The 12,604-nt window shown below is 50.6% G+C and carries 20 protein-coding genes and 1 pseudogene; 6 read left to right on the top strand and 15 right to left on the bottom strand.

Annotation, left to right across the window (positions count from 1 at the left end):
- Positions 1–64 precede the first annotated feature (64 nt).
- Positions 65–490, top strand: a complete 426-nt coding sequence (locus P2R09_RS12915; RefSeq protein WP_003853479.1) for a MarR family transcriptional regulator — start codon at positions 65–67, stop codon at positions 488–490.
- A 15-nt stretch (positions 491–505) separates the two neighbouring features.
- A complete protein-coding gene (locus P2R09_RS12910) occupies positions 506–1,066 on the top strand; it encodes an isochorismatase family protein (protein WP_275770218.1) in 561 nt (186 codons plus the stop codon).
- A gap of 44 nt (positions 1,067–1,110) precedes the next feature.
- Here the strand turns inward: P2R09_RS12910 and pqqU are convergent.
- Positions 1,111–2,994 (bottom strand): annotated as a pseudogene (gene pqqU, locus P2R09_RS12905) (TonB-dependent receptor PqqU); the annotation flags it as partial.
- 182 nt (positions 2,995–3,176) lie between these two features.
- On the opposite strand from pqqU, the gene P2R09_RS12900 reads away from it, so the two are divergent.
- On the top strand, positions 3,177–4,355 hold the full coding sequence (locus tag P2R09_RS12900) for a site-specific integrase (RefSeq protein ID WP_275770216.1): 1,179 nt from the start codon (positions 3,177–3,179) through the stop codon (positions 4,353–4,355).
- Here P2R09_RS12900 and P2R09_RS12895 read toward each other — a convergent pair.
- From P2R09_RS12895 to P2R09_RS12840, 12 genes are all read right to left on the bottom strand, one after another.
- The gene (locus tag P2R09_RS12895) at positions 4,336–4,527 is read right to left on the bottom strand and encodes an AlpA family transcriptional regulator (RefSeq protein WP_008926250.1); all 192 of its coding nucleotides are present in this window, start codon (positions 4,525–4,527) and stop codon (positions 4,336–4,338) included. The two genes, P2R09_RS12900 and P2R09_RS12895, sit on opposite strands and share 20 nt — an antisense overlap.
- 366 nt (positions 4,528–4,893) lie before the next feature.
- Entirely contained in the window at positions 4,894–5,166 is a 273-nt protein-coding gene (locus P2R09_RS12890) for a hypothetical protein (RefSeq protein ID WP_275770212.1), read from the bottom strand.
- 30 nt (positions 5,167–5,196) lie between these two features.
- On the bottom strand, positions 5,197–5,388 hold the full coding sequence (locus tag P2R09_RS12885; RefSeq protein WP_275770210.1) for a hypothetical protein: 192 nt from the start codon (positions 5,386–5,388) through the stop codon (positions 5,197–5,199).
- Positions 5,385–5,630 carry a DNA polymerase III subunit theta gene (locus tag P2R09_RS12880; RefSeq protein ID WP_275770209.1) on the bottom strand — a complete coding sequence of 82 codons (246 nt, stop codon included), beginning with the start codon at positions 5,628–5,630 and terminating at the stop codon, positions 5,385–5,387. Before P2R09_RS12880 ends, P2R09_RS12885 begins: the two co-directional genes overlap by 4 nt.
- A 29-nt stretch (positions 5,631–5,659) precedes the next feature.
- Complete coding sequence (locus P2R09_RS12875; RefSeq protein ID WP_275770207.1) at positions 5,660–5,998, bottom strand: hypothetical protein; 339 nt, start codon at positions 5,996–5,998, stop codon at positions 5,660–5,662.
- Positions 5,991–6,509 carry a hypothetical protein gene (locus tag P2R09_RS12870; RefSeq protein ID WP_275770205.1) on the bottom strand — a complete coding sequence of 173 codons (519 nt, stop codon included), beginning with the start codon at positions 6,507–6,509 and terminating at the stop codon, positions 5,991–5,993. The genes P2R09_RS12875 and P2R09_RS12870 overlap by 8 nt, the downstream gene beginning before the upstream one ends.
- Positions 6,509–7,237: a hypothetical protein gene (locus P2R09_RS12865; RefSeq protein WP_275770203.1), complete on the bottom strand. Its 729-nt coding sequence runs from the start codon at positions 7,235–7,237 to the stop codon at positions 6,509–6,511. The genes P2R09_RS12870 and P2R09_RS12865 overlap by 1 nt, the downstream gene beginning before the upstream one ends.
- Positions 7,234–7,800, bottom strand: coding sequence for a hypothetical protein (locus P2R09_RS12860; protein ID WP_275770201.1), 567 nt, complete (start codon positions 7,798–7,800; stop codon positions 7,234–7,236). Before P2R09_RS12860 ends, P2R09_RS12865 begins: the two co-directional genes overlap by 4 nt.
- A 12-nt stretch (positions 7,801–7,812) precedes the next feature.
- Positions 7,813–8,217 carry a hypothetical protein gene (locus P2R09_RS12855; protein WP_275770200.1) on the bottom strand — a complete coding sequence of 135 codons (405 nt, stop codon included), beginning with the start codon at positions 8,215–8,217 and terminating at the stop codon, positions 7,813–7,815.
- Entirely contained in the window at positions 8,214–8,657 is a 444-nt protein-coding gene (locus tag P2R09_RS12850; protein ID WP_275770198.1) for a hypothetical protein, read from the bottom strand. The genes P2R09_RS12855 and P2R09_RS12850 overlap by 4 nt, the downstream gene beginning before the upstream one ends.
- 10 nt (positions 8,658–8,667) lie before the next feature.
- Positions 8,668–8,826 carry a DUF1317 family protein gene (locus P2R09_RS12845; RefSeq protein ID WP_275770196.1) on the bottom strand — a complete coding sequence of 53 codons (159 nt, stop codon included), beginning with the start codon at positions 8,824–8,826 and terminating at the stop codon, positions 8,668–8,670.
- A 389-nt stretch (positions 8,827–9,215) separates the two neighbouring features.
- Positions 9,216–9,353 (bottom strand): hypothetical protein, encoded by a 138-nt coding sequence (locus tag P2R09_RS12840; protein WP_275770194.1) that lies wholly within the window; start codon positions 9,351–9,353, stop codon positions 9,216–9,218.
- A gap of 290 nt (positions 9,354–9,643) precedes the next feature.
- Here P2R09_RS12840 and P2R09_RS12835 point away from each other — a divergent pair, with 290 nt between their 5' ends.
- Complete coding sequence (locus P2R09_RS12835) at positions 9,644–9,847, top strand: DUF2767 family protein (RefSeq protein ID WP_275770192.1); 204 nt, start codon at positions 9,644–9,646, stop codon at positions 9,845–9,847.
- Positions 9,848–9,903: 56 nt separating this feature from the next.
- Here the strand turns inward: P2R09_RS12835 and P2R09_RS12830 are convergent, their stop codons facing one another.
- Together P2R09_RS12830 and P2R09_RS12825 are read right to left on the bottom strand one after the other, a co-directional pair.
- The gene (locus tag P2R09_RS12830; protein WP_275770190.1) at positions 9,904–10,824 is read right to left on the bottom strand and encodes a hypothetical protein; all 921 of its coding nucleotides are present in this window, start codon (positions 10,822–10,824) and stop codon (positions 9,904–9,906) included.
- Between the two features lie 60 nt (positions 10,825–10,884).
- A complete protein-coding gene (locus P2R09_RS12825) occupies positions 10,885–11,532 on the bottom strand; it encodes a LexA family transcriptional regulator (protein ID WP_275770702.1) in 648 nt (215 codons plus the stop codon).
- Positions 11,533–11,640: 108 nt separating this feature from the next.
- Between P2R09_RS12825 and P2R09_RS12820 the strand changes: the two genes are divergently transcribed.
- Both P2R09_RS12820 and P2R09_RS12815 read left to right on the top strand, forming a co-directional pair.
- Positions 11,641–11,856: a helix-turn-helix transcriptional regulator gene (locus P2R09_RS12820; protein ID WP_107319485.1), complete on the top strand. Its 216-nt coding sequence runs from the start codon at positions 11,641–11,643 to the stop codon at positions 11,854–11,856.
- A gap of 48 nt (positions 11,857–11,904) precedes the next feature.
- A complete protein-coding gene (locus P2R09_RS12815; protein WP_275770186.1) occupies positions 11,905–12,459 on the top strand; it encodes a YmfL family putative regulatory protein in 555 nt (184 codons plus the stop codon).
- Positions 12,460–12,604 lie beyond the last annotated feature (145 nt).

Raw genomic sequence — 12,604 nt, 5'->3', positions numbered from 1 at the left:
CCGCAGCAAACTACACAGTTTACCTTCCTATCTTTATACTTTCGCTTATCGATGGAGACGAGTAATGAGCGATCTGACTGAATCTGCTGCCATGCTGCGGATGCTGGTGGGCAAACTGGGCCGCCGGTTACGCGAGTCGGCACCGCCTGGCGAACTCACCTGGTCGCAGGTGGCGGTGTTAGGCCATCTGGTGCGTGACGGGGCAATGACGGTAACGCAACTGGCGGCTGCCGAGGGCGTACGTACTCAGTCAATGGGCACAACTGTCGCTGGGCTGGTGGCGGCAGAACTGGTGACCGGCGAGCCGGATCCCCACGATGGTCGTAAAACCCGCTATCGGCCCACCGAATCAAGCCTCGCGGTGATTAGCTCAAGTCGCGCGATGCGCGATGACTGGCTGGTCCGGACGCTGGATGCGCGGCTTAGCCCGGCAGAACAGCAGCAGCTGACCGACATTCTCCCTCTATTGCAACGACTTACTGACGATTAACCCCGAGGATTCAACATGGCTGTCACCAAACTTGATGCAAAAACTGCGCTGATTGTTATCGACCTGCAACATGGCATTGTGGCGCTGCCGCTGGTTCACGAACCGCAGCCAGTGATCGAACGCTGTGCCGATCTGGCCGAAGCGTTTCGCGCACACGATCTGCCGGTCGTGCTGGTTAACGTGGCCGGTGGAGCACCGGGCCGCAACGAGCAGGCGCGTCACAGCGGCGAATTCCCTGCCGACTGGGCGACGCTGGTTCCGGCGATGACCCCGCAGCAGAATGATCTAACCGTCACCAAAAAAACCTGGGGCGCGTTTCATGCCACGTCACTCCACGATGAGCTGCAACAGCGCGGCATCACTCAGGTGGTAATTTGCGGTATTGCGACCAGCATCGGCGTGGAATCGACCGCGCGTCAGGCGTATGAGCTGGGTTACAACGTCACGTTAGCCACGGATGCGATGACCGATCTGAACATGGATACCCACAACAACAGCGTGAAATTGATCTTCCCGCGTCTGGGTGAAACTGGCAGCTGTGAGGATATTAAGGCGCAGTTGAAAACGCGCAGCTGATTAGCGAGTAGATCCGGGCCACCGCCAGGGGGGCCCGGATGCTTTTAGCGGAAGGCGTAACCCAGCGTTAAACCGACACTGTAGTTACGGCCAGGTGCTGACTCAAAGTAGCGACCATTACTCTCATTCACAATCACTGAACCCACATAGTGCCGGTCAAACAGGTTATCGACCCGACCAAACAGATCCAGCGTCCAGTTCTCAACCAGCCACTTATAGCCACTGTTTACAGCCGCCACAGTGTAGGACGGGGTATTCACGTTGTTCTGATCTTCAGCGGCGATCTGGCTCAGATAGCGAACCTCGCTGCCTGCGTAAAATCCCTGTTCCGGCAGATAGCCGAGTCCGGCATAGGCCATGTTGCGGGCGATGCCAGGGATGCGATTGCCGTCACAGCTGTCGCTGCCACAGGCGTTACTGCGGTAGCGTGCATCCAGCAGCGTATAGGCCATCTTCAGCCGCCAGTCCCAGGCGAACTGCTGATCCAGGCTTAACTCCAGACCGCGACGACGGGTCTGACCGGCATTTTTATAGGTCGTGCGACCGCCGCTGCTGGCATCCGCCACAATCTCATCACGGGTGTCGGTCTGGAACAGCGCCGCGCTGACCAGGCCATTGCCGATGCGTTTTTTGCTGCCGATCTCCAGCGTGTCGCTGGTGGCCGGTTTCAGGCCCAGATTCAGGCCCGTCGCGTCATCTGAACGGTAAGACAGCTCATTAATGGTCGGGGTTTCAAAGCCGCGACCGGCAGAAACATAGGCATTCCAGCCTGGGTCAAAGGCATATTTCAGCGCCGCAGCGGGCAGCCATTTGTGATAGCGCGCCTCACCGCTGTCGTCACCGTTACCAGGCCGGATATAAAAGTCATTGGAGTCAAAGTTGACTGTGCTGAAGCGCACGCCGGCATCCAGCGACAGCTTATCGGTCAGCTGCCAGGCGGTCTGCAGATAAGGATCAAGCGTCCACATCAGATTGCGTTCATTGCGGCGCAGATTGCCCTGTTCACCCAACTGCGTCATGCCGTTGCTGACCGTGAAATTCTCATAACCCTTGCGGCGCTCGGTCATGGTTTCGTAGTCGAGGCCACCGGTCACCGCCACCGGAATCGACAGCAGCGTGTCGCGATGGGTCCAGCGGGTGTCTACGCCCTGATAGTGGCGGGTCAGGGCGATGACGCCACCCGGATGAGACGGAGTGCGCTGAACAGCGGCAGGAATTGACTGGAACTGCGTGGTTTCGCGCATCCCGGCGTAAAGCATCAAGCTGAGGTCGTCGTTTTCACTCATCTGACGCTGATAACGCAGGCCACCCTGAGTCTGATCCACCGTTTTACGAGTGTTATAGAGCGAAACGTTACTCACCACCTGACGCGGATTGTCACGCCATTGCGCTTCGGTTAAACCGCCAGGATCCTGTGCATCAATGTGAACGCTGTTAAACATTAGCGTCAGGGTACTGACATCATCGATCCGCACGCCCAGTCGGGCATTGCCGAGGTTTTTTTGCGCAGCACTGTGATCGCGATAGCCGTGAGTGGTAAAGCGAGAGGCGGAGACCGTGTAGTTCATATCCCCGGCGTGGCTGCCGTCACCGGTCGCACCACTGGCTTTGACGCTGTTGCGCCAGCTGCCGTAACTGCCGTACCAGCTGCTGGCTTCAAGCGTGGTTGGCTGCTGACCCTGCTGAGTGGTCACGTTGATCACGCCGCCCGAGGCGTTGCCATACAGCGCAGAAAAGGGGCCGCGCAGCACTTCGACATGATCAATTGAGCCAATATCAATATTGGAGGTCTGCGCCTGCCCATCCGGCATGGTGGCCGGGATGCCATCCACGTAGATGCGTAGACCGCGTACGCCGTAGGTTGAACGGGAGCCGAAGCCACGCATCGACAGCTGCAGGTCCTGTGCGTAATTCTGACGTTTTCGAATCTATCGTTCACCTAAAAACAGCAGCGTCTAACACTTACCAGTTATGTTCATATGTATTTGATTTTTAATGCTATAATTACGCAGATAACTACACTAACCATCACTTCTGTACTCTTATGATCATCTGTGTACAATGCATTTTAAGTACAAGTTGAGTCACGAAATTTTATGGTGAGTACAGAATGGGTATAAGTGACACGAAGCTGCGTGGTTTGCATGGTAAACCATATATTGGACCACCTGAGATAACCGATGCTGATGGACTAGGTATAAGGATAACCCCTAAAGGGATTGTCAGCTTTCAATATCGGTACAGAATAAATGGTAACCAGCACAGGCTCGGGATAGGGCGTTACCCAGCAGTATCTCTTCGTGATGCACGCATTAAGGTTGGTGAGTATAAAGCGCTTATTGCTGAAGGCATCGATCCTAAGCATCAACTTGTTGTTAAAAAGAAGAAGCCAACCGTACATGAGTGCATCAAGTATTGGTATGACAACTATGTGCTCCAGTCACTGAGAAAAAGCACTGCTGAAGTGTACGAGCGCATAGTGCTTAATGAGATGGAAAAGTATTTTGCTGACATACCAATTGAGCACATACCTGTTAGTGCCTGGGTAGACTTTTTCACGGAGCAAGAACAGGCAAATCCATTAAAAGCTCGAAAGCTTTTGGTTCATTTGCGCGGGGCAATAGCGTGGTGCTCACGAAGACAATTTATTGAGGACGCATCGCTTCTGAGATTGAATCCCAAAGAATTTGGGCGGAACCCTAAAACCGGCGACACGGTTTTGACTTATCGGCAACTGGCAAAAATATGGATTGAGAACGAAAAGTCTACCGCTACGTTTTCGAGCAAAATGCTCATCAAGAGCCTCATTTTGTATGGCTCACGCAATAGCGAGTTGAGAGAGTCACGGAAGGATGAGTTTGATTTTGAGGAGGGTATTTGGACATTACCCTCAGACCGGAGCAAAACAGATAAAATCATCAGGAGACCGATCTTCAAACAAATCGAGCCTCTGCTCAGACAATCAATTGATAGCGGCAATGGTCTGCTGTTTCACGGTGCTTTCGAAAGGAACGTTCCGCTGAGCATCGGTTCCTCAACAAGGTATGTCAGACTCCTTCGCGATCAGCTTAACTTTGGTGATTTTACTGCTCATGACTTCCGCAGAACGCTGGCTACTCGCTTGGCAGAGGAAGGGATTGCGCCCCATGTCATTGAGAAAATGCTGGGGCATGATCTTGGAGGCGTGCTTGCAGTTTATAACAAGCACGATTGGTTAGCGGAACAGAAGGTTGCATATGAACTATACGCGGAAAAAATCTTTGAGCAGATCAAGCTGATCTCTGATTAACGCCGCCGTTTAAAATCCACTGCTCTACCTCAGCCAGTAAGTATTTTTTAGGGCGATTCCTTACTGGCTTGGGGAAGGAATGATTTAGCACATAAGTCCTCATTGTTGTTCTTGAGGTAACACCAATTTTTTGCATCGCTTCGCTTTCAAAGATCATTTCAATATTAGCCATTTTTTCTCCACACATTCCTGCTGCAACAGGTTAGTTAAGCCGCGACAGTTCACGGCGTATTGATATTCAGTTTCAGCTTAAGCAAGCCTCAGGTGGCTTGACTCTTATTTCGGCTCTGCTATTCTTCAGTTTCAAATTTACTGAACACTTTCCTGCAATCAACGCACTTCCAGTCACCGGTATGCTGCCCGATAACCCTGTCCTTGACTATCTTCGCTGAGCCGCATTCCGGGCACTTTTTTGGTTTGAAGTGGGCAGCCATCATTAGTCCTTTTACTGATAAACCCAGTCACTGCTTTGCGGAAGTCTCATCGGCTCTTCCAGATAAAAAATTAGCCGAGTTCCTCGCTAGGTCGGGGGTTATTCTTAAAGTAGATTCTCAGGTATGGGGGTAACCCCGCTTTCATCTATGAGCATCTTAATTTCGTGCTCGCTAATGTTTCTGGCAATTCCAATAGCATATATAGCCCCACCATGAGCTACACGATGCACTACGAAAGTGTGAACTGGATCACCCATATGACCCTCTCCAGCGCGACGCACCTGAACGCTATAAACTGACAAGCGATCTTTAGGGAAATCATCGCGCTTTATTTGGCCATCTCTGCCATGACCAACTAAAAGATATTCTATCTCCATTGCAAAACTCCTATAAAAAGAACGCTTGGTTTAGATCTTTTTGACTCTCGCCATTGTTGCCTGACAAGTGTTATGGTGTATTTGCCCAGAAACAGTAATCACTTCGTATTCGGCTTCTTCTCCTTCCTGAACCAAGGTCACAACCTGACCAGCTCTTGGTTGCGAGACGAAGTCATGGTCTTCAACGACTCCAGTGTCATTAAAAGTAACCTTAATATTCATTTTCCTTCCTCCTTAAAATAAATTGGGTCAGTGCCGCGCGGGAACTGAAGCGAAACGTTCCTGTAATGCTGTAATCTCTCCCTGAAATACTCCCTCATTGCTTCAGGCTGCTTTAACTCAACCTCCATGGCGATAACAGGCTGATTCATACGCTCTTTGTAGGCGACTCCTGACGCGGCTAAATCCACGTTAATACTGTCGCGCTCTTCACGGCTACGAACCGCTAGATTATGTGATGGCATCTTATTAACTCCGTGACATGTCACGACAGTTATAACATCAGCTTTACCTCATGCCATCCATTAGTTGTCCAGCATGCAGCCTCACCCTGGCAGGGGCAGGACTGCACTGGCAGTTGCTCCTTGCACTTTACGCATTGCTGCTCTGCCAGCACCTCCAGCTGCTGTGCCAGATCAGCGGAATCCTTTCGAATAAGCAGCGCTATATACTCGTTGATCTCATAAGGTTCACGACCGGGGCGGCGTGCGGCGCAGTTATGCGCCAGCATCTCCAGTTCCTGACTATCCAGCGCCAGCTCCAGCTTTTTACCACCGGCAGCGGCCTGTCTGGCACGCTGCGCAGCTTTGCGTTCGGCGGGGGATTTAGGCATTGAGGACCTCCTTAACCACCTCTTTCACAGGCAGGCCATCATAGATTTCTTTGAGGTGTCCGCGAATATCCATCCGGCGCAGGGCGCTAAACATCATGTCGCACTCTGCCTGCTTGTTACCCTGAAAGGGCTTGGATTCCGTGTTTACCCATGACCAGTTAGCAGGCCAGCCATATACCTTTTTAACGCGGCCTTTAACCACATGAAGTAGACCCCAGCCATCGGGTAAATCGCCAATCTCTACGATCCCCGGTTCGCTAATCATGAAGCGCCAATCACCCATGCCTTTCGATGGGTCGATACGGAAAGGCTTTTTACGGTCGGCCAGTAAGTCACTGCGTGAGCATTTTGCCTCCACAAGGCAGGATGCACCGTTTCGAAATCCGATGGCGTCAGGCTGCTCACCGTAAGCAGTCCAGGCGCGAAACTTATCGTGGAATGCCACCTTAAAACCGTTGTTCTGCAAAAATCGGCAGGCAATATCGCAGAGTTCATCGTGAGTCAGAGCCATCACTCCACCTCCACGCGCTTAAACTCAATGACCCACACCCACGGGTTAGCCTGCCAGCTGTCAGCGCCGTAAATAGATTTCCACAGTTTGCTGTAAGCGCTGATGGGGTAGCGCTCCCACTCATGCCACGGCCAGCCAAAGTCATCAGTGCCGGGGTAACCGTCACGATCGGGAATGCCGTACTTATAGGTCCTCCCGTCTTTGCTTATCTCAGCCAAACCTTCAGCGATAGCGTCATGCTCATTGATGCTGTTCAACCGCTCCACACGAACGCCGGTAATCTCCAGCGTTATGCGGGAAGCCCAGCGCGGCATGTGGATTGATGGGCGAGAGCGCCAGAAGTCTTCTCTCTTACGTTCAGCAGGGCGCTGAATCCCGTCCGCTGGGTACAGCACCTGCTTATCGCTGACGAAATATGAGTCCTCTGGGTCATAGCCGCCGCCCTGCCAATGTCCATGCTCGTAGAAGCTCTCACGCACCCACAGGCGATCACCATTCTCACCGAACGGGCAAGAGAACAGCGCGGAGCGACGAGGGTTAACGAACACGCCTGGCTCAGCCCAGCACCACTTACCAATTTCGCTGCGCTTGGTTGAGTCGATGATAAAGCGCGATTCAAATCCTGCTGAGTCCGGCTGAACACGCATAATGCGGCGCGTCTGCGTCTTTCTGCCGTCGAGAACTGCACGAACCATGTCGGCGTTAAAGATGATTGGGCGCTCTTTCATTTCGCCTCCTCAATGTTGCGCAGAATGGCGGTGCGAATGTGGTTGGCCCCAGCCATAAAGGCGGTGTGCAAATCGTCACCGCATGTATCCGCATTAAATAGCTGGCAGGCCTGAACCCAGCTCATCTCATCTGGCACCAGTTCACTCGGGCTGACGGCGGGTACGGGGCGGGTGGGCCAATCGTGATACCACATAAATGCACAGTAAGCGGCCACGTCGCGTGGGTCGCCTTTACTGATATGATGATGGAAATCGTCCAGACATTTCTCCTGCCAGTCGGCACTTTTCCAGGCGTCAGACCAGCCGTATTTCTGCTCTGAATTATGTAGTTTTTCAGCCAGCGCTTTAGCAAAAGTAATGACGAGTTCCGTTGTTGAAGGATGCAGACCGTAAGGAATGATGCGCTTCTGCTTTTCCAGCTCTGCCAGCTTCGCCTCTGCTGCTTCTGCGCGCTGCTTCCAGTTATCCTCACGATGGCGGCGAAGCTCCAGAAGCCAGACGAGCAGTTGCGGGCCGTCTTCGGTCATTTCAAGAAATTGGATGTGCTCATTCAGCTCTTCCATCACTCACCATCCTTAACACATGCATTCCAGATACAGCCCGCTGGCAATCAGACGGGCACGGCGTTTGGCTGCTTCACAGTTGCGTTTTTTTGCCTCTTCGGAGCAGTCATTCCTGTGGTTAATCACCATTGGCTTGCATGGTGGGGGAGCAACACGGCGCGGATTTCTGATTAGGGTGTAAGTGCGGTCAATAGAGCCGCCGCCGAGACAGATTTGATTTGAGGCTTCAACCTGCAGCGTTTCGCCACCTCTGCGCATTATGTGGAGAACCAAACGGTTGAACTCACTGAGGGTCATACCGAGACGTTCTGCCAGCTCACGGCCCGTTGCCGGGCCTTTTGATAACTGCCAGGCTAACTTTTCACTGAATCCTGTATTAGCGCCGGTGCTGCGCCGGAATTGGGCGACCTTTTTCATGACACCACCTTCAGCGTTACAGTGCGTGAGCGGAGCAAATCCATTTCCATCTGGGAAATGATGTTGATCGCATGTGAGATACCCGGCTGCTGGTGGTTACCCAGCGTTGTTACAGCCCGGCGTGCTTCCCCAAGTGCTTCACCGCGTAGGGTGCGAATCCATTGGTCACAAGCTGGTGTCGCAAGCGCCATGTTCAGGTCATCAATCAGGGTCATATCAGCGTCTGCTGCCTGTAGCGCTGAAATGGTGTCAGGCAGCACGCTGTTAATACGCAGTACCTCTGCAGCCATCAGGTTGGCGCGAACGGTGGCAACGTCGAGGCGTGATGACAGCTCAGCCACCATCTTTGCCATTTCAATCAGGGGCGTTTCCATACTGATGTTCTTAGCGAACTGGTGGCCGGCAGCGACGACTTCTTTATTCGACTTGAAATGATGCATGTCATCGCCCTCAGTGAATGGTGATGGTGCTGTTAAGGCGCTCAGCTTCGTTCTGCGCCTTAATCGGGTTAGTGATTACTGAGCCGTCAGGCATAACCCAGCCGTTGAGGATATGGCTGTAGGGCAGGGTGATAACGCCTACGGTGATATGGTCGTTTGGCTTTTCCATGAAATTCTCCACACACGATTTTTGGTTGCATGAATCCCTTGCCTGTGACGGCAATAAAAAACTTTTGGGATTCGTTTATGTTGGCTGGTGAGCTACTGCAATAACCCACAGCCCGATTACTCCACACATTTGAAAGGTTGTTGCGGTGCCGGGTGCCTCCCGGTGCTCTGGTCAGACTGACAAACCTCAGAGCGGAAACTCTTAGACTGTATGCAATCTTTGTCAGTCTTCCGCGTGCGCTAGCCGCATTCACCACAACGAAAAGGACACTTACTCCACGTCTCTAAAGCGTTCGAAAACACCCGCTTTGCAAATGCCCTTATCGTTGTGAAAAAGGGCGGTTAAACCAAAACACTTTGAGTAACCGCCAACACAGCAATTCCGTACTCTTAAAACGCCGGACCCTGAACTACGTCTTCAACATCACACTGCACACTCACCACACCTGCATCACCACAGCAGATCACATCAGCATCCGGGAAGAGACGCAGAAAGGTAATTAGGTCCCGAACCGTTGTATTCGACATGTTCTTAATCATTTTCACAGCACTGCCCCCACACCACTGAAACTTGTTTAGCGAATCATCCCGGCCTTCATATGCCCCGGGCGGCTACTTCGTGGGCGTCCTGTCTGTTCGCTGTTGATGAGTTAAATATACACATAATGTGATTTGATGGTCAATCACAAAACGTGTATATAAATTGAGGAACACATTATGTGCATGATTTTTCGTGTGATAAATTATATTTAGATGAAAATTTGAGCGGCTTGTGGTGCTCTTAAATGGCTGGTTATCGCCTTAATAGTGGGGGTGTTATGAGCAAAAAATCAGATGAGCTCTATTACGAGATGTGCAGGGTTGTCGGTGACTTGGTATTCACACTTCACGATTACGGGATTGAGTCGAAGCAGATAGTGATAGCGGATGCACTCAGAACGGCGCTGGCATCGAAGAACCCTGAGCGGTATGAGCTACTGATTCAAGCAATGGAAGCCGCGGCGAGGGTACTGGATCGTTAGGCATAAAAAACCCGGCACAATGCCGGGTAGCATAAAATATCTGGAACAGAAATCGATTAAAATGGAAAATCAATCTGCCTTTGAGGGTTTATTATCTTCTTAACATGAACGATTTCATAAGTAGTTTTTATTCCCTTCTCAGCTAGGTGTTGAGTTACTTTTAGGTCAACAAGTAAAAGATCGCCCTTAGCAAAGGCAACAGTCTGTTCGTCTATTGCCTCAATGAAATGTTGATCGCTAACTTCAGCTTCAAATAAAGACCCACCATCAGAAAATTGCCATCTTTTCCCTTCACGGAAAGAAATATCAATTGGTTGCAGCGCCTTTTCGGTTGTAGATTCGGAAATTATCGTTTCAATCATGCCGTCTACCTTGAAGTATTGAGCCTCGTCCTTACTGACTTCGACAAAAGTTTTACCGTTATCAACGGTAACAGCAAAGCTATCAATTCCTTCTTTTTCCAATGGTTTACTAATAACTTTTTCGAGAGAGCGCCTTAGTTTTTTATTTTTATACAATTCAACAACTTGGTGGTCGAACTCTTCTTCTTCATCATCAACCATGATCTTAGTGTTACCACCAAATATTGGTTCTATTCGTTTGATCTTTCGAGGGCCAAGCCACTTTATTAATTGAATAAGGCCTTTATAAGATTCTTTTGTTGCATAATAGCCAAATCCCACAAGACTTATAATGTTGCAGGCCGCAGATGCATTGTTTCCAGAGAAGGCACCTATTATTTGACTCGTTATGGATGATGATTGAGCAATGAGGTCGACCCCAAAGGAGCCTGCCTTGAAAGACGCATTTACCTTTACTGAAATGCGCTTTTCTTTTCCATAAATTGTTTTACCAGCTTCTTCTAACGCATCCGATAGTGACAATAATGCAGGCGCAAGGTCACGCACATCCATTTCATGCGTATCAAGTGCCGGGCCATCGTATACTATTCTAAACTTCATATCGTCACTATCCATCAATGCGTGTCCTGTGCATTAGTTTAGACCTGTTCGTTTATACAGTAAATCCGTAACTTTTTATCCAAACGTCTCTTCTGGCCACTGGGCCTTAACCACCTTGCCTATGATACGGCAGCTGTGATCACAATCCAGAATTCTGTATGCAGGATTTAGCGGAACCAAATAGCTCACTCCGGCATCCTTCTCATACTTTTTGAAAGTCACTTCAGAGTCAGCGTTAGCAGATGCCACGCAGAAGTCGCCAGTCTCAACCGGTTCTGCAGGGTCGATGAGGATCAGCATGCCTTCCGGGAAGCTTGGACGAACGCCCTGTGGCGCAGTCATTGAGTGGCCTTTGACTTCAAGCCAGAATGCTTTATCGCTGGCCTTCTTCGTAGTAGGGACCCATGCCTTAGCGTCTCTGGAAGTAAAGCTACCTACCTCAGAAAAATCACCAGCCTGGACATAAGTGAACAGAGGGTATTCATACTGCTTGAAAACTGCATCGGCATCCTCACCAAAAAGTATTTTGGCAGGAGATGTACCTAAAGCAGACCCTAATAGTATTGCATCGTCAGAACTGACCTTCCTCGTTCCAGATTCATAATTCCCCAAACGTGACGGAGCTGCCCAGCCACATAATCTGGCAAGCTGCGCCTGGCTCAATCCCTTGCTTTCTCTTAGGGCTTTAATCCTTTCCCCTATCAACTCATGCATTGTTTTCATCCCATCAAATTTAACACGCAGCGTGATTGCTGTATCTACACGTTTTGTCATTGACTCTTAATCACGAATTGTGTGTAATTGCTTTGTGATTAACTTTTGGAGAAGCCGATGAACACTATCGCTGAGCAAAGAAAGAAGCTCGGTATTTCCCAGTCTGTTTTGGCTGATGTTATTGGCTGGGGCCAATCGCGAGTAGCCAACTATGAGCTAAGTATCCGTAAGCCAGGCCTTGATGAGTGCCGAATGATTGTTTTAGGACTCAACAAGCTCGGAGCCAATTGCTCTCTGGATGATGTTTTTCCGCCCGGCAGAGTAAAGAAGTAACAGATTTTAAACGCTGCACTTTCACTTATTAACCACAGGCAAGAGGGCATGACCGTGGATCAAAAGCACTGGCAAGTAGAAAAGCAACCGGCATGGCTGGTGGCAGCAATCAAGAAGACGATTTCGAGTCTTCCGGGTGGTTATGCAGAAGCAGCTGAATGGTTGGGTGTTACTGAAGATGCACTGTTCAACCGTCTGCGTACCAATGGCGATCAGATTTTCCCAATGGGCTGGGCGATGGTTCTGCAGCAGGCAAGCGGCACCAAGCACATAGCTAACGCGGTCTCCCGTCAGTCAAACAGCGTCAACGTCCCGCTGGTGGACATTGAGGATGTGGATAACGCGGATATCAATCAGCGCCTGATGGAGTCTGTCGAGTGGATTGGTAAGCATTCGGCTTACATCCGCAAGGCAACCGCTGACGGCGTGATTGATGCAGCGGAACGTGAACAGATTGAAGAGAACAGCTATCAGGTAATGGCGAAGTGGCAGGAGCATCTCACGCTGCTGTATCGCGTTTTTTGCGCTCCAGAAAAGGTGAACGCCGCTGGATTGCAGTCCGCGGCGCTCGGTGCGACTAAATCAACGTGTGTGGAGAACTAATCGCGTGATCAATTTAACCAGAAAATCAGGATTACCGCAATTCCGTTGCCTTCCTTCAGCTGGTGGCCGCTTCAGCAGTGAGCCGCTGCGGTATGTGCTTAATGTACCAGGCGTCAGCGAAGAAGTTAACCACAGCTTTGTCGAT

This window comes from Pantoea sp. Cr_R13 (genome assembly GCF_029222565.1).
Taxonomy (GTDB): Bacteria; Pseudomonadota; Gammaproteobacteria; order Enterobacterales; family Enterobacteriaceae; genus Pantoea; species Pantoea eucalypti.
This window is presented reverse-complemented; position numbering and strand designations above follow the sequence as displayed.